The sequence below is a fragment of the Nocardia concava NBRC 100430 genome (assembly GCF_000308815.1).
In the GTDB taxonomy this organism is placed as follows: Bacteria; Actinomycetota; Actinomycetes; order Mycobacteriales; family Mycobacteriaceae; genus Nocardia; species Nocardia concava.
Map to the genome: position 1 here is coordinate 23,259 of NZ_BAFX01000099.1, position 14,873 is coordinate 38,131.

At 68.8% G+C, this 14,873-nt stretch carries 16 protein-coding genes; 8 read left to right on the top strand and 8 right to left on the bottom strand.

Features of this window, described 5'->3' with window-relative positions:
- Positions 1 to 9: 9 nt before the first annotated feature.
- Positions 10 to 1,077 carry an NAD(P)H-dependent amine dehydrogenase family protein gene (locus ON43_RS23135; RefSeq protein WP_040810779.1) on the bottom strand — a complete coding sequence of 356 codons (1,068 nt, stop codon included), beginning with the start codon at positions 1,075 to 1,077 and terminating at the stop codon, positions 10 to 12.
- A 57-nt stretch (positions 1,078 to 1,134) separates the two neighbouring features.
- Between ON43_RS23135 and ON43_RS23140 the strand changes: the two genes are divergently transcribed.
- Together ON43_RS23140 and ON43_RS23145 are read left to right on the top strand one after the other, a co-directional pair.
- Positions 1,135 to 1,620 (top strand): nuclear transport factor 2 family protein, encoded by a 486-nt coding sequence (locus tag ON43_RS23140; RefSeq protein WP_040810781.1) that lies wholly within the window; start codon positions 1,135 to 1,137, stop codon positions 1,618 to 1,620.
- A gap of 106 nt (positions 1,621 to 1,726) precedes the next feature.
- Positions 1,727 to 2,086, top strand: a complete 360-nt coding sequence (locus ON43_RS23145) for a DUF4189 domain-containing protein (protein ID WP_051179000.1) — start codon at positions 1,727 to 1,729, stop codon at positions 2,084 to 2,086.
- A 132-nt stretch (positions 2,087 to 2,218) separates the two neighbouring features.
- Here ON43_RS23145 and ON43_RS23150 read toward each other — a convergent pair whose 3' ends face one another.
- Positions 2,219 to 2,896 (bottom strand): NADPH-dependent F420 reductase, encoded by a 678-nt coding sequence (locus tag ON43_RS23150; protein WP_040810784.1) that lies wholly within the window; start codon positions 2,894 to 2,896, stop codon positions 2,219 to 2,221.
- A 117-nt stretch (positions 2,897 to 3,013) separates the two neighbouring features.
- Positions 3,014 to 3,340 carry an ArsR/SmtB family transcription factor gene (locus ON43_RS23155; protein WP_040810786.1) on the bottom strand — a complete coding sequence of 109 codons (327 nt, stop codon included), beginning with the start codon at positions 3,338 to 3,340 and terminating at the stop codon, positions 3,014 to 3,016.
- Between the two features lie 111 nt (positions 3,341 to 3,451).
- Here ON43_RS23155 and ON43_RS23160 point away from each other — a divergent pair, with 111 nt between their 5' ends.
- Positions 3,452 to 4,645 (top strand): MFS transporter, encoded by a 1,194-nt coding sequence (locus tag ON43_RS23160; RefSeq protein ID WP_040810787.1) that lies wholly within the window; start codon positions 3,452 to 3,454, stop codon positions 4,643 to 4,645.
- 275 nt (positions 4,646 to 4,920) lie between these two features.
- Here ON43_RS23160 and ON43_RS23165 read toward each other — a convergent pair whose 3' ends face one another.
- The 3 genes from ON43_RS23165 to ON43_RS23175 are packed head-to-tail and all read right to left on the bottom strand — an operon-like array spanning position 4,921 to position 7,720.
- The gene (locus tag ON43_RS23165) at positions 4,921 to 5,880 is read right to left on the bottom strand and encodes an isopenicillin N synthase family dioxygenase (protein ID WP_040810789.1); all 960 of its coding nucleotides are present in this window, start codon (positions 5,878 to 5,880) and stop codon (positions 4,921 to 4,923) included.
- A complete protein-coding gene (locus ON43_RS23170) occupies positions 5,877 to 6,326 on the bottom strand; it encodes a nucleoside deaminase (protein ID WP_218003340.1) in 450 nt (149 codons plus the stop codon). Before ON43_RS23170 ends, ON43_RS23165 begins: the two co-directional genes overlap by 4 nt.
- A gap of 5 nt (positions 6,327 to 6,331) precedes the next feature.
- A complete protein-coding gene (locus tag ON43_RS23175; protein ID WP_040810796.1) occupies positions 6,332 to 7,720 on the bottom strand; it encodes a purine-cytosine permease family protein in 1,389 nt (462 codons plus the stop codon).
- A 130-nt stretch (positions 7,721 to 7,850) separates the two neighbouring features.
- Here ON43_RS23175 and ON43_RS23180 point away from each other — a divergent pair, with 130 nt between their 5' ends.
- Positions 7,851 to 8,693, top strand: coding sequence for an SCO6745 family protein (locus ON43_RS23180; RefSeq protein ID WP_040810798.1), 843 nt, complete (start codon positions 7,851 to 7,853; stop codon positions 8,691 to 8,693).
- Between the two features lie 28 nt (positions 8,694 to 8,721).
- On the opposite strand, the gene ON43_RS23185 is transcribed toward ON43_RS23180, so the two are convergent.
- Positions 8,722 to 9,294: a TetR/AcrR family transcriptional regulator gene (locus ON43_RS23185; protein WP_040810800.1), complete on the bottom strand. Its 573-nt coding sequence runs from the start codon at positions 9,292 to 9,294 to the stop codon at positions 8,722 to 8,724.
- 77 nt (positions 9,295 to 9,371) lie between these two features.
- Here ON43_RS23185 and ON43_RS23190 point away from each other — a divergent pair, with 77 nt between their 5' ends.
- Positions 9,372 to 9,848 (top strand): cupin domain-containing protein, encoded by a 477-nt coding sequence (locus ON43_RS23190; protein ID WP_040810802.1) that lies wholly within the window; start codon positions 9,372 to 9,374, stop codon positions 9,846 to 9,848.
- On the opposite strand, the gene ON43_RS42725 is transcribed toward ON43_RS23190, so the two are convergent.
- Entirely contained in the window at positions 9,842 to 10,414 is a 573-nt protein-coding gene (locus ON43_RS42725) for a methyltransferase family protein (protein WP_051179002.1), read from the bottom strand. The two genes, ON43_RS23190 and ON43_RS42725, sit on opposite strands and share 7 nt — an antisense overlap.
- A gap of 224 nt (positions 10,415 to 10,638) precedes the next feature.
- Here ON43_RS42725 and ON43_RS42730 point away from each other — a divergent pair, with 224 nt between their 5' ends.
- The 3 genes from ON43_RS42730 (at position 10,639) to ON43_RS42735 (ending at position 14,853) form a co-directional block, all read left to right on the top strand.
- The gene (locus ON43_RS42730) at positions 10,639 to 12,222 is read left to right on the top strand and encodes a lipase family protein (RefSeq protein WP_051179004.1); all 1,584 of its coding nucleotides are present in this window, start codon (positions 10,639 to 10,641) and stop codon (positions 12,220 to 12,222) included.
- Positions 12,223 to 12,295: 73 nt separating this feature from the next.
- Positions 12,296 to 13,351, top strand: coding sequence for a lysophospholipid acyltransferase family protein (locus ON43_RS23205; RefSeq protein WP_040810804.1), 1,056 nt, complete (start codon positions 12,296 to 12,298; stop codon positions 13,349 to 13,351).
- A complete protein-coding gene (locus ON43_RS42735) occupies positions 13,348 to 14,853 on the top strand; it encodes a patatin-like phospholipase family protein (RefSeq protein ID WP_051179006.1) in 1,506 nt (501 codons plus the stop codon). Before ON43_RS23205 ends, ON43_RS42735 begins: the two co-directional genes overlap by 4 nt.
- Positions 14,854 to 14,873 lie beyond the last annotated feature (20 nt).

The window sequence follows — 14,873 nt, forward strand, 5'->3', positions numbered from 1 at the left end:
TTTGGAATATCACTGCCGGCCGAGCGTGCCGAAGGGCAGCGGGACGTCGAGGGCGTCGTAGAGGCCGGGTTCGGCATCGGCCAGCCAGGGGATGGCATTGACCAATCTGCCCACGGCCGTGGCGTTTCCGCCCGCCGAGTGATTGCCGTCCTCGTCGGTGGCCTGGACGGTGATCTCAATGCGCGGGCGGCCCTCGATCAGGACGCGGTGCGCGCCGGCACCACTGGGCGGCTGCGGCCAGTCCGGCGCGCAGCTGGCGTGGATGCGGGTGATGTGCTCGATGACGATGCGCGGGCTGCCGTCGACGATGCCCTGCACCTCGAAGCGCACCGCGCCCTGGGTGCCCGCCTCGAACTTGCCCATGAGGTCGGTCTCGACGGTGTCGTCAAGGGCGCGGCGCTCCACCACCTCACGAATGTCGGTGAGCGCCACGCCGAGTCCGCGCGCGATCATGCGAATCTGCCCGCCCCACACCATGGTCGGGATGGTGGGCGCGAGCATGGGCGGCTGATAGTCCATGGGCTGGCCCATGCCGACCAGGTAGCGCACCGAATCGGGCTGGTCGTAGGTGGTGTAGTCGAAGATCTCCTGGCAGCGCAGGACATCCACGGTGCTGCCGAGGCCGGACATGAGCAGCGGCAGGATGTCGTTGCCCCAGCCCGGATCGATGCCGGAGACGAACAGGGATCCGCCGCCGTCATCGATGGCCTTGGCGACCCGGTCGCGGAGTTCGGCGGGAGCGCTGCGGTGGTCGTAGAGCGCGTAGAGCGCGGGCGTGACCACTACGGCTCCGGTGCGCAGGGCGCGTTCGATATCGGCGAGGGCGTCGTCGGGGCGAATGTCGCCGGAGGCGGCGTACACGATCGCCCGGGGTCCGGCGGCCAGGGCAGCATCGATGTCGTCGGTGGCCGCGACCCCCAATTCGGCGTCCAGCCCGGCCAATTCACCGGCATCGCGCCCGACCTTGGCCGGATTGTGAACCAGGACGCCGGTCAATTCCAGCCCGGGGTGGGCGGCGACGGCCCGGATGGCGGCACGGCCCACATTGCCCGTACCCCAGACCAGGGTGGAAATCATGGGCGAACCGTAGCAAATGCTTGGTAGGTAAGGGTCCGATTCGGCTACATTGCGGTGATGGATTTCGAAGCACTCGAAGCGATTCGCGCACTCAAGCACCGCTACCTGCGCGGCCTGGACCTGAAGCAGTGGGACGTGTACGGCGACACCATGTGCGAGGACATTGTCGGCAAATACGGCTCCCCCTCCGGCGGGCTGCCCGCCGAGTTCCGGGGCCGCGAGGCGATCGTCGACTTCATGCGCAAGTCGCTCGACGGCAAGAACATCATCACCGTGCACGTGGCCAACCACGACGAGATCACCGTCGACGGTGATACCGCCACGGGCAGTTGGTTGCTGGAGGACACCGTCATCGCCGCCGACTACGGCATTCTGATTCGCGGCGCGGCCTACTACACCGACACCTACCGGCGCGAGAACGGCGTGTGGCGCATCGCGACCACCGGCTACGAGCGCATCTACGAATCCTCGCAGTCGACCGGCGACCTGCCCGGCTACACCCTCACCGCCAACCGCTGGGCCGAGTTCGCGACGCCCCGCTGATCACTTCCGATCGGAAAGTCCTGCGCCCCACCGCATCCAGCGGTTAACGCGTTCTCGGCGCCTGTCGATCATGACTGCGATTGGTTCGAACAACGCTAGGAACAACATGCGCAAGACACTGTTCACCCTGACCGGCCTGGCCGTCGCCACCGCCGCCGCCGTGCTGCCCGCCGCCCCCGCGAACGCCGCCGGGGCCTGGGGCGCGATCGCGGTGTCCGACAACGGCGATCTGGGCTGGGCCTGGAACTACGACACCGAGGGCGGCGCCAGCCAGGCCGCGATCGACAAGTGCGGGCGGTTCAGCTGCTCGGTCATCACCACCTTCACCGGCTGCGGTGCGGCGGCGTTCTCGAACTCGATGAACAAGTACACCGGCGGCTACGGCGCGACGCCGGACGCGGCCGAGAGCTCGGCGCTGTGGTACTCGGATTCGTACCTGGTGCGCACCGCCATCTGCAACGACTGAGGCGGCGGTAGCACCCGTCATCGCGGCACACCACCGTCATCCCGGCGCGCTTCTTGGCCGGGATCCACTCCAGCAGTGTGGATTCCGGCCAAAAACATGCCGGAATGACGGGGTTGACGACGGAGTGGACCCTCAGCGTTCGGCTGCCTCGACCGCCTTGCGGATCTTCTCGGCGTCGGCCGGGGCCGCCGGGTTCTCCCAGAACGGTTCGGCGACCGCGTAGGGCGCGCCGTAGACGGGGGTTTCGGGCTGGGTGCGCCAGCCGTCGGCGAGCGCGCCGATATCGATTGTGTCGTAGCCGATTTCGCTGATCAGCTGGGCCGCGACCTGCTTGGCCTCGGCGTCGTCACCGGCGATGGGCAGCGCGGTCCGGCCATCGGCCCCGGCGGGGCGGCCGAGCACGGCCAGATGCTTGAAGTAGATGTTGTTGAACGCCTTCACGACCCGCGAGCGCGGCAGATGCCGTTGCAGCAGTTCGGAACTCGTCGCGACACCCGCCTCGATATCGGGGAATTCGCCGTCGCGGCCCGGGTAGTAGTTATTGGTGTCGATGACCACCTTGCCGACCAGCGGATCCACCGGCACCGACTGATACGCCTTCAACGGCACGGTCACCACCACGATGTCCCCCGCGGCGGCCGCCTCGGCCGGGGTGGCCGCGCGCGCCTTGTCCCCCAGTTCGGCGACCAGATCGGCCAGGGTTTCCGGCCCCCTCGAATTGCTCAGCACCACATCGATTCCCGCGGCCACGGCCAGCCGGGCCAGCGTGCCGCCGATATTGCCACTCCCGATCAATCCAAGCGTCGTCATGCCCGCTCCCAACACCCCGCGGCCAGGCAATGTTCCCGACCTGCCGCGCGGGGGCTCAGCCGGCAGCGAACGCGGTTCGGGCGTCAACGCGCGCGATCCAACTGGGGCGGACATGGTTCAGCCGTCGACGGGCAGGCGGTCGGCGGCGGCGAGCGCGGCGTCCAGTATGCCCGGGAAGCGGCCGTCGAGGTCGTCGCGGCGCAGGCTCACGAAGCGGTTGCGGCCATCCTGGCGGGTGCTGATGAGGCCGGATTCGCGGAGTACGCGGAAGTGGTGGGACATGGTCGATTTGTGCACCTCGATGCCCTCGGCCGCGGCGGCGCAGGAGTGTTCGGCGTCGTCGGCGAGCGCGGCGAGCAGGCGCAGGCGCACCTGGTCGGAGAGCGCGTGCATGACGGCGACGAACTCGATATCGCCGGTGGCGGGTTGGGGCAGGTACCGCATGGCATCACCCTAACGATTGTTGGATTGTTTGACATCTATCGAACCGTCTTCATAGTATGACGATCGTCAAACTAATGCGGATTCCCGCTCATCCACCACGAGGAGTCTCGGGTGAATTCACGACTGATTACCTTGGCGCTGGGGACATTTGCCATCGGCATCGACGCCTTCGTGACCGCGGGGCTGGTCGCTCCGGTGTCGGCGGATCTCGGCGTGTCGACCTCGGCGGCCGGGCAGCTCGTCACCGTGTTCGCACTGTCCTATGCACTGTTGTCGCCGATCCTGGCCACCGCGACGGCGCGGCTGTCCCGAAAACAGGTGCTGCTGATCGCTTTATCGCTGTTCACGCTCGGCAATATCGTCACCGCGCTGGCCGGAACCTTCGCGCTGGTGCTGGCCTCGCGGGTGATCGCGGCGGCGGGCGCGTCCATGTACACGCCGAACGCGACCGCCGTGGCGGCCGCGCTCACGCCACCCGAGCGGCGCGGCCGCGCCATTTCGGTGGTGATCGGCGGGCTCACGGTGGCGACCGCGCTGGGTGTGCCGATCGGGTCCTGGATCGGCGGCGCATACAGCTGGCGGGCCACACTGTGGCTGGTGGCGGCGCTCGGCGCGGTCGCTCTCGCCGGTGTCGCGGCGATCGTTCCCGCCGTTCATCTCCCCGCGCCCGCGCGGCTGCGGGATCGGCTGATGCCGTTGCGCGACAAGACCATTGCCACCGGACTGCTGCACGCGGTGCTGCTCTTCGGCGGCATGTTCACCGTCTACACCTACCTCGCGGCGGCCATGCACACCGCGACCGGCGGCAGCACCGGGCGATTCACCGCGCTGCTGTGGGTGTACGGCCTCACGGCCGTGGTGGGCAGCACGCTCGGCGGCAGATTGGTCGACCGGCTGGGCTCACGCCGAATCATGCCGCTGACTCTGATCGGCGCGGGCGTCGTAGTGGCGCTGGCGCAGGCGGCCGGAGGACACTTCGCCACCGCCGTCGTCTGGTGCGTCGCCTTCGGCATCCCCGGCTGGATCTGGGCTGTGGCACAACAGCATCGGCTGGTGGAACTGTCGCAGCAGGGCTCCCCGCTGCTGCTGGGACTGAACGCCTCGGCACAGTATTTCGGCATCGCCATAGGCGGCGCGGCCGGAGGTCTGGGCCTGCGGTGGTGGGGTGCGAGCTCGCTGGGCTGGATCGGTGCGGCGCTGGTCGTAGCCGCGCTCGGCCTGCTGGCCGTCAGCCTCCGGGGCGCTGGAAGCCGAAACCCCGGCACCGCACCGACAGTCGCGCAGGGCGCGGGCGCTACCGCCTGACGGAGTGGCCCGGTGTGGCCCCTTCGTCCTGCCCGCTGAGCGCTTTGGTGGCGGTCCAGCTCGTCATCCCGGCGCGCTTTTGGCCGGGATCTCGCCGCCCGAGGTGGATTCCGGCCAAAAGCACGCCGGAATGACGGTGGGAACTTTCGACCCGGGCGCTCCGTCCGCGCCGTCCCCACCCGGCTGGAAGGGTCGCCCCCACGGCCGCCGCTTCGACGGCCGTGGGAACTCGCCGGATGGTCTATTTCGCCGGAGATACTGCTGGCCAGGGGATTTCAGCCCAGGGTGATGGCGTCGAGGCGGGTGCGGAGGAACTCGGCGGAGACGACCGGTTCCAGGCCGTCGATGCGGCCGATGGGTGGGGCGAGGGGGGTGACGCGGGCGTCGTGGTCGAGTTCGTAGAAGTAGATGAGCGAGACCAGGTCCTCGTCGGGGGCGGATTCCTGGGGCGGGAGGACGCGGTGGCGGCCGGCGGGCCAGCGCTGGCCGCTCCAATAGGCCAGCAGGTCACCGATGTTCACGGTGAGGGCCTCCGGATCGTAGGGCGCGTCCTCCCAGCCGCCGTCCTCGGTGTAGACCTGCAGGCCGCCCGCGCCGGGCTCGCGGTCCAGGACGGTGACGGTGCCGAAATCGGTGTGCGGGCCGATGCGGAACTGGCCGGGTTCGGGCGGGCCGACCTCGGTCAGGGGCGGGTACCAGTTGATATTGCAGGTCCAGGTGGGACGACTGGCCAGACCCTGAAAGGGGTTGTGCGGCAGGTCGAGTGCCTCGGCGAAGAGTGCGAGCAGCTCGTCGGAGAGGGTGTGCACGGCGTCGGTGTAGGCCAGGAACAGCTCGCGCAGTTCGGTCACCTCGGCGGGCCAGACATTGTCGAGGAACCACACGTCGTCGACGAGCGCATCGCCGGTGCGGGTGTCCGCGCCGATGGCGAAGGTCTCCTTGAGGTCGGGCGGGGTCTCGGTGCCCTCGGAGTAGCCGTTGGCCTCGAGGCCGGGGCCGATCCAGCCGCGGCCGCCGACCGACACCGCGTAGCGCTGCTTCACCTCTTCCGGCAGCGCAAAGAAGCGCCGGGCGGCCGCGCGCAGGGCGGCCGGAAGCCCTTGCGGCACACCGTGTCCGCGCACCAGCAGGAATCCGGCGCGCTGCATGCCCGCGTCCACCTCGCGCAGCACCTGCGCGGCGTCGTCACCGCCCGCGCGCCAGCGGTCCAGGTCGATGGTCGCGATCGCCGTCATTCCGCCACTCCTATGTCCTCGTTCCACAGCTCCGGCCGCTGCGCGATGAAGCTCGTCATCATGTCCACGCAGGCCGGATCGTCGAGCACGGTGACCGAAACCCCGTGCGCGGCAAGCCAATCGTGACCGCCGGTGAAGGTGCGCGACTCCCCCACGATGACCGCGCCGATATTGAACTGCCGCACCAGCCCGCTGCAGTACCAGCACGGCGAGAGCGTGGTGACCATGATGGTGTCGCGGTAGTCGCGGCGGCGGCCGGCGTTGCGGAAGGCGTCGGTCTCGGCGTGCACGCTGGGATCGTCGTTCTGGACACGGCGATTGTGGCCGCGCCCCAGCAGGTTTCCGCTGCTGTCGAACAGGGCGGCGCCGATCGGGATGCCGCCCTCGCGCAGTCCGAGCATGGCCTCTTCGTAGGCGGTGGTCAGCAGCTCCTGTGCGTTGATCATTCCGATCATGCTGCCACCGGAGTCTGAGAAATCCTGGCGCGGTTGACGAGCAGGTAGAGCGCGCCGGAGAGCAGGAAGCCGACGAAGAAGGTGATGTCGCCGAGCTCCGGGACCGCCTTGGCGATCGCGCCGACGAACTTCTGCTGATTGGAGAACAGCAGCACCGAGACCACCAGGCCGATCAGGAAGGCCGCGACGCCACCCCAATTGGAGTAGGACCGGTTGTAGAGCAGGTGATCGACGCGCTGCCCGCGCCGCAGATACTCGTCGGCGAAGACCACGCCCAGCCACGGGCCGATCCAGTACGCCACGATCAGCAGGAAGCCCTCGTAGCTGGCCGCCGCGTCCGGCAGCGCCCACCAGGCGACCAGGAACCCGACCACGCCGAAGGCCGCCGACACCACCGCCCGCTGGGTGCGCACCGAGAACCGGAAGCCCATGGTCACGAACGCCATCGCGCCCGAATAGACATTGAGCGCATTGGCCGCGACCGCGCCGACCGCGATGGCCAGCAGGGTCAGATCCGCCAGCGGCGTGGGCAGATTGGCGGTGAACACGTCGGTCGGGCTGCCCTGGGCGGTGCTGGTCACGGTGGCCGAGGCCGCGCCGACGACGGTCAGCCAGAAGCAGGACAGGAACAGTCCGGCCGAGGCGTAGCCGCCGGTCGCCAGGCGCGAGGCCGAGGCGGGCAGGTAGCGGGAGTAGTCGGCGGCGTAGGGGTTCCAGCCCGCGCCGTAGCCGAAGGCGGTGCCGACGGTCAGCAGGAATCCGCCCATACCGCCCATGCCGCCCTCGGGTGCGGGCGCGCCGAGGTTCGCCTTGCTGAAGATCACCACGGTCACGATGGCGAACACGATCGCCAGCAGTGGGAAGGCGATGCGCTCCACCGCCTGCACCAGGTTGTGCCCGAAGAACGCGAAGGCGGTCTGCACCACCACGATCACCAGCAGGGCGGGCAGCTTCGGCAGCCCGGTCAGGGAGTTCAACGCCCACGCGCCGCTGACGGAGTTGGTGGCGAACCAGCCGACACCGCACATGATCGACATGAACGCGGCGGGCAGCGTGTTCCCGCGATAGCCGAAGGCCAAGCGCCCCAGCACCATCTGCGGAACGCCGTGCAGCGGCCCGCGCGCCGAGAGCAGGTAGTGCGCGGCCGCGCCGAGCCCGGTGCCGACCGCCAGACCGAGCGTGGCCTGCCAGAAGTTCATGCCGTACGCGGTGACCGCGAGCACGCCCACGAACACGGTGGCGAACTCCATGTTCGGGGACATCCAGGTCCAGAACAGCTTTCGCGGAGTCCCGTGGCGGGCTTCCTCGGGAATGTAATCGTCTCCGCCGGGCTCGACGGCGATCACCCGATCGCCGTAGGCCGACCGCATCTGGATCTCGGTCATGGGAGGAATTGTGCGGTCCGGAATGTTGCCTGGACATCAAACTGGGTTACCAGCACATACCAAGTATGTGACGCGATCCGCGCCCCAATCTGGCTACAGTTCGCTCAACTCAGACACTAAGGTGTGGGCCATGGACAACGCGTTCGCCCGCGATATGTGGCGCGTGCTGGAGCCGCTGCACGCGGTCTCCTACTTCGCCCCCGACTGCATTGCCGCCAATAAAGCGGTTGGCCTGCGCGGATTCTGGATGGGGTACTTCGCGTCGCGTTCGGCGCCGCTGGGCGCGGTCGGGCCGTCGGTGGTCGAGGCCGCCTTCTACAACTTCCATCCGGCGATGGTGCGGCGGGCCATTCCCGACGCCTGGACGTATGCGACGCCGGACGCGGTCATCGCGACCCGGACGATTGCCGCGGCGGCGGTGCTGCGGAATGTGGTGCCCGACATCGTCACCATCGCCGCTCGGGCGGTGCCGCATCTGCGGGACGCGATCAATGCCGCGCCCGCCGGCGGCCGTCCGCTCTTCGCCGCCAATCGCGATCTGCCGACGCCGGGCGATGCGGTGCACGCGTTGTGGCAGGCCGCCACCGCGCTGCGCGAGCATCGTGGCGACGGACACGTGGCGTGCCTGCTGACCGAGGGCATCGACGGGTGCGAGGCGCACGTGCTGTTCTCGGCCTCGACGGGGACTCCCGAGCAGATGTGGCGCGACAATCGCGGCTGGAGCGAAACCGATTGGCAGGCGGCGCAGGATCGCCTGCGCGAACGCGGTCTGCTCGATGCCACCGGACTCACCGACGCCGGGCGCGCATTGCGCCAGCACATCGAGGCTCGCACCGATGCACTGGCCATGACAGCTTATCGCGATGTCCCGGGCATGGTCGAAACTCTCTCGATCCTGGCCCCCGCCGCCCGGGCTGTCGCCCGCAGCGGCGAGGTGCCCTACCCCAATCCCATGGGAGCCGACCCCGCCTAAGTCGAAGTACGTTCCGTCACAGTACTTTTCAGGCAGGCCTCAGACCCTCGAACTGCAACGCGAGCAGCCGCCGCCAGTCGCCGCTCCCCGTGCTGATTGTGGCGGACAATGCACCGACCACCATGTACACATCGGCGACGGTGAGATCCGCACGCAGTGCGCCTGCGGCGCAATCGGATTCGATGATGTCGCCGATCACGACCTCGAGACCGGCGAGGGCTTCGCCGCGCGGCGCACTGCCGGGTGAATGCCGGGCCGCCTCGATGGCGGCCGACAAACCACTGTCGGCGGCCAGGGTTTCACCGACATGGTTCAGATAGCGCCACAGACCCCGACCGGGCTCGCCGACCAGACAGGCGGTCCGCGCGTATTCCTCGATCTCGGCGAAGCGTTGCGCCGCAGCGGCTTCGATGAGGTCGGCCTGGGTCGGAAAGTGCCGGTACACCGTGCCGATCCCGACCCCGGCGGCGCGCGCCACCTCCGGCAGCTGGACCTGACTTCCGCGCTCCGCGAACAGGTTTCGCGCGACCTCCAGAATGCGATCGCGGTTGCGCGACGCATCGGCGCGCGCCTTGCGTGACGGCGATGACGGGCTTGACACCAGACTTCCCTTCCGGCCTACACTCGAAACGGATCCGGATTCCGGTTCCGTTTCTCTTCGGTCGAAAGGGTACCACCATGTCCCACAATCGATTCCTGCTCCTCGACCCCGGCGCCGTGCGCCCCGGCCGTGTTCCCCTGCCGCCCGCCTTCGCCGTGAAGGCCACCACCTCCGATACCGAGGGCCGGTTTTCCCTGCTGGAAGTGACCCTCGCCCGCGATATCCCCCGCCACACCCATCACGTGGCCGACGAGTGCATCTACGTGCTCGAAGGCACCCTCGAAGTGGAGTTCGACGATCGCGTCGAGCACGCCACCGAGGGCATGTTCGTACTACTCCCCCACGGCATTCCGCATGCTCTGCGCTGCGGGTCCACACCGCCGCCCCGGCTCATCCAGATCTCCTCGCCGGGCGGCTGGGAATGCTATCTGGAGGATCTGTTCGAGGCGGGACCGGCGGTGCTCACCGACGGGGCGCTGGATCCGGTGAAGATCAATCCGGTCGCCGCGAAGTACGAGATCCGTTACGAGGAAACCGGAGTCGGGGCTCAGTAGACGCCGGGAACCAGGCGCTTCGTCCCGAGGCGGTAGGTCTCGTACGGAGCGCCCAGGGTCGCGACGAGGGTCTTCTCCTCCAGGTTGATGCGGCGGAGGAAGGCGTAGGTCGGGATGACGGTGGTGAGCAGCAGTGAGGGCAGGGTGGCGGTGGCTATGCCGAAGCCCAGCGTGATGAGCAGGACGCCGGTGTAGGACGGGTGGCGAATCCAGTGGTAGGGCCCGTGTTCGATGACCGGCTGGTCGACATCCACCTCGACGGTGGTGCGGAAATGCTTGCCCAGCACCGCGATTGCCCAGGCACGGATCACCAGGCCCAGCCACATGAGCGCGATACCGGCGATCTGCCAAACCACCGCCGGGCCGGGAAACCGCAGCGGACTGTCGGCGGGCAGGAGCACCACCACCACATTGGCGGCGATCATCGAGCCCGCGACCAGCAGCATGATGGTGAATCGGGTGCGGCCGTCGCCGGCGGTGGAGCCGGTGCCGCGCACCCGATCCCGCACGCGCAGAGCGATTTCGAAGGCCAGCCACACCCAGGTGGTCAGCACGGCGATATTCACGTCGGGGAGTTCCTTCCGCGGTCCGAATCGACTGGCACGAGAGTCCCATCCAACGGCATGCGCGCACATCGGGGATCCACCCGGAGGATGAACGCTCCGCCCCGGGGGTAATCCCTGGGGCGGATTGCCCGGAATTTCCGGTATCGCCGACTACAATCGCATCGCTACCTTCTGGCTACCGCAAGCTCGACATCAGATGAACCGGCCCCGGGACGGAGCGGACGATGGTCACAGCGGAAAAATCATTGCCGGACAATGCCTTTCACCCGGGCACCCTGGTTCGCAGCGAAGAACTCCCGGACGCGCTGCGGCCCGCGCACACCGGCGTGGGCTATCGCGTCTGGTATCAGGGCATCGGATACGACGGCTCGGGCCGGATCGTGTCGGGATCGGTCTTCCTCCCGGAAGGCGACGCACCCGCCGACGGCTGGCCCGTGATCAGCTACGCGCACGGCACGACCGGACTGGCCGACCACACCGCCCCGTCGATAGCCGGATTGTCGCGACCGGAGAGCCGGCACGTGGCCGGGTGGCTGGCCGCCGGTTACTGCGTAACGGTCACCGACTACGAGGGCCTGGCATCCCCGGGGCCGCATCCGTATTTCAACGGTGAGGCCGCCGCCGACGACGTGGTCGATATCGTGCGCGCCGCGCGCGGGCTCGGGCACCGGTTGAGTCCGCGCTGGGTCGCGGTCGGCTTCTCCCAGGGCGGGCACGCCGCGCTGTTCGCCGGACTGATGGCCACCAAATACGCCCCCGACCTCGACTTTCGAGGCACCGTGGCATTGGCCCCGCCGGTGGAGCTGCCGCTGATCGTGGGCCTGCAAACCGCCGACGACACCGCGCCGGTCACCCTGTTCCTGCCCTATCTGCTGGCCGGGCTGCGCATCACCCGAGGCTTGGCGACCGAGGAGTTCATGACCGGCCTGGGTCAGCGCCTCCTCGGACTCGCCGAGCACGCCCCCGTCCGCGATGTCCACTATGCGGTCACGGTGTTGACCAATGCCGATATCGGCACCACCGAACTGATCCGGCGTCCCGGTGTCGAGGACATGCTGCGCGCCTGCCGGGTTCCCGCCGCCCGCTTCGACCGGCCGGTCCTGCTCGCGGCCGGCACCGCGGACGCGGTGCTGCCCATGGCCGCCGTGGAGCGATTCGCCGCCGCGGCCCGGCGCGCGGGATCCGACATCAGCCAGGTCACCTGCGTGGAAGCGGACCATACGGGGATGCTGTCGGCCGTCCCCGATCTGCTCGACTGGGTCGGCGAACGGATGGCCGCCGCGGCGGCGGCACCGCGAAACGGGTTCGGGCTGCTGGACATCACCGGCGACGGCTATCTGACCGTCGACGACTTCGATGCCTTCGCCCTGCGGCTGGCACAGGCCTACGGCGAACCTCCGGGTTCGTCCCGGGCGCTCGCCGTCCGCGCGGGATACCGGGCGCTGTGGCAGTCGCTGGCCGAGCGGGCCGACGCCAACCGGGACGGGCGGATCACCGAGACGGAATTTCGCGATTGGCTCGAAACACACCGGGACAACGACGCATTCGACCGGGATATCGCGCCGCTGGCACAGGCGGTCATCGAGCTGGCCGACGCCGACCGCAACGGGGTGCTCGATCGCGAGGAACTGGTTCGCCTGCTGGTCGGCTGCGAGCAGACACCCGCGGAGGCGTCCGAGATCTTCGACCGGCTCGACCTCGACGACTCCGACACCATCACCACCGACGAGCTCATCACCGCCATCCGCGAGTTCTGCCTGAATCCCACGCCGACCCAGCCCGGGGCCTGGCTCTTCGGCCGCTTCTGAGCCGGGCATGCCCGACACGCGAACCGGCCATGGGATCCTCGCAGCGGTTATTTCCACTTGCTATCAATGGGGGATGGCTCTGCGACTGCTCCACCCGGTGTCGGCCGCTCTGAGTTCACTGCTACTGCTTGCGGCCGCACCGCTTCTCTTGTGCGCCAAGGCAATTCTGCTGCTTCCCGGTACGCCCAACCGCGTGCGCGCCCGCGCGCGGTTGGTGTTGCTGGCGGCGGTCTTTCTCGCGGTCTTCGAGGTGCTCGGCGATTTCGGCGTCACCGAGCGCCGGCCCGGCCGACAGGGCGGATGCGATCTGCTGGCCGCGCAGAACCGGCGATTGCGCCGCTGGGGCTTCGCGCTGGCAGGTATGCGCCTGGTGCCCGACCGGAAACCGACAGTGCCGCGGGACCGGCCCCTGATCGTGCTCGCCCGCCACGCCGGGATGTTCAACAGCCCACTGGTCGCCCATCTCATCAGCACCGACCTCGGGCGCGACATCTATTGCGCCGCCAAAACCACCTCGGCGCTCACGCCGGGCCTGCGGCGGTCCTATCTCGGTTCCGGGGTGGAGCTGTTCCGGTTCGGGAAGGCGCGCGGCCGGGCGGCGGCCGCGCAATGCATGCGCGACCAAGCCGCACGTGCGTCGAATTCGGATGCGCTGCTGATCTTTCCGGAGGGCACCAACTACACCGCGACCCGACGCCGCGCCGCGATCTCCGCCCTGCGCGATCGAGGACGGCATCGACTCGCCCACCGCGCCCAGCGTTGCCGCCACGTCCTACCGGCCCACCCCGCCGGAGCCTGGACGCTGGCCGAGGCCGCACCGAACGCGGACGTCCTGATCCTGGCCCAGACCGGCCTCGAGGATCTCTCGGCCACCGATGGCCGGCTCGACTATCCGCCGATCCACACCGGCACCGTGCATTACACCTGGTGGCACATCCGGGCCCAGGACGTGCCCCGCGATCGAGAACAGTTCGCGCACTGGCTCAACGAGCGGTGGTACGAGGTCGATTCCTGGATCGCCGCCGTACGCGGAGGGCCGCAAGATAATTCCACCACCGTCATCTGGACCGGCACGGAACCCGCTCACACACCGCCCTTTTCGGATCTCCAAGCCCTGGAGCAGCCATGAGCGCCACACCCTCGCCCACGCCGGGCACCGCGTTCGTCCTGGGTGGCGGCGGCCTGCTCGGCGGCTATCAGGTGGGCATGCTGCGCGCCCTGGACGAACACGGCATCACCCCCGACCTGGTGATCGGAACCTCCGTCGGCTCCATCCAAGGCGCGATCCTGGCGACCTATCGATCCCGCGACGCCGTGGACGCGCTCACCGACTTCTGGCACGAGGCGCTGACCCGCAAGGTGATGGGCGTCCCGCTCCGGGCGCTGCTGTCGAATCTGGTCCGGCTGCGGCCCGCGCTGGCCACCCAGGACGCGCTGCGCACGGTACTCGAACGGCATGTCGGCGCCCGCACCCTCATCGAGGACCTGGAAATCCCGTTCCAATGCGTCGCCGCGTCCGTGGAACGTTCCACCGCAAGGTATTTCGACCATGGACCGCTGATACCCGCGTTGCTGTCCTCGAGTTGCATTCCGGGCCTGTGGCCGCCGATCGCGATCGGCGACGAGCATTACATCGACGGCGGCGTGGTCGAGACCGTCCCGCTGACGCGCGCGGTCTCCTATGGCGCGACCGAGATCTACGTGCTGCGCCTGCGCCAGCGCGAACTGCCCCTGCGGGTGCCGCGGCTGCCCTGGCAGCTGGGCCAGACCGTCTTCGAGGTGTCGCGCCGCCATCGCCTGGGCCAGGTGATCAATATGCGGCCCGCCGGGGTGCGCGTGCATCTGCTGCCGACCGGCGAGGACCTGCTGGAACCGCCCGACACCGGTCTCTACACCACGGTGAAGGAACAGCTGGAGGTCTTCGAACGCCGCGTCAGCGCCGGATACCGCAGCACTGTCGAGTACCTGCGGGCCCCCGCCGACCGCAAGGTCGCGACCATCCGCTCCCGCACCAGAACACATTCGACCTCCGATCACGCGATCCGCTTCGCGCCGAGTCCGCCACCGGTGGTTTCCGGCTTCGTCCGATCGAAACTGCTGAGGTTCTTCGAGCTCCTCGACACCGACCACGACGGGCGGATCGACGCCGCCCATTTCGGCGCCGTCGCGGATCGGGTCTGCGTGGCCTTCGGGCATCCTGTGGACAGTCACGTGGACCATCGCCTGCGCACCACCTTCGCCGACCTGTGGTCGGGACTGTGCCGCACGACCGGCACCGCGGCCGAATCCGCCATGACCGCAAACGATTTCGTCGCGGCCATGGGCGCACTGGCCGCGGCCCCGGCCGCCTACGACGACACCGTGCTGCCCGCCGTCGCCGCCATCCTGACCGCCGCCGACCACGACCGGGACTCGGTCCTCAACACCGTCGAACTGGCCACCCTGCTGACCGCCTTCGGGGTCGGATCAGCCGAGATCGGCACCGCCGCACTGCGGCTGGACACCAACAACGACGGTGTACTCAGCTTCGACGAACTCGATGAGGCGTTCCGGGACTACTTCACCACCGATGAGCGCGGGGCGGCGGGGAATCTGCTGTTCGGGCGGCTCGAACCCGATGCCGCCCGATGACGAGTCCCACTCGGGGCCGA

Bases quoted from the DNA above. Each gene is read 5' to 3' on its own strand.
- ON43_RS23135 (WP_040810779.1), bottom strand. From the start codon at position 1,077: ATGATTTCCACCCTGGTCTGGGGTACGGGCAATGTGGGCCGTGCCGCC.
- ON43_RS23140 (WP_040810781.1), top strand. From the start codon at position 1,135: ATGGATTTCGAAGCACTCGAAGCGATTCGCGCACTCAAGCACCGCTAC.
- ON43_RS23145 (WP_051179000.1), top strand. From the start codon at position 1,727: ATGCGCAAGACACTGTTCACCCTGACCGGCCTGGCCGTCGCCACCGCC.
- ON43_RS23150 (WP_040810784.1), bottom strand. From the start codon at position 2,896: ATGACGACGCTTGGATTGATCGGGAGTGGCAATATCGGCGGCACGCTG.
- ON43_RS23155 (WP_040810786.1), bottom strand. From the start codon at position 3,340: ATGCGGTACCTGCCCCAACCCGCCACCGGCGATATCGAGTTCGTCGCC.
- ON43_RS23165 (WP_040810789.1), bottom strand. From the start codon at position 5,880: ATGACGGCGATCGCGACCATCGACCTGGACCGCTGGCGCGCGGGCGGT.
- ON43_RS23170 (WP_218003340.1), bottom strand. From the start codon at position 6,326: ATGATCAACGCACAGGAGCTGCTGACCACCGCCTACGAAGAGGCCATG.
- ON43_RS23175 (WP_040810796.1), bottom strand. From the start codon at position 7,720: ATGACCGAGATCCAGATGCGGTCGGCCTACGGCGATCGGGTGATCGCC.
- ON43_RS23180 (WP_040810798.1), top strand. From the start codon at position 7,851: ATGGACAACGCGTTCGCCCGCGATATGTGGCGCGTGCTGGAGCCGCTG.
- ON43_RS23190 (WP_040810802.1), top strand. From the start codon at position 9,372: ATGTCCCACAATCGATTCCTGCTCCTCGACCCCGGCGCCGTGCGCCCC.
- ON43_RS42730 (WP_051179004.1), top strand. From the start codon at position 10,639: ATGGTCACAGCGGAAAAATCATTGCCGGACAATGCCTTTCACCCGGGC.
- ON43_RS23205 (WP_040810804.1), top strand. From the start codon at position 12,296: ATGGCTCTGCGACTGCTCCACCCGGTGTCGGCCGCTCTGAGTTCACTG.
- ON43_RS42735 (WP_051179006.1), top strand. From the start codon at position 13,348: ATGAGCGCCACACCCTCGCCCACGCCGGGCACCGCGTTCGTCCTGGGT.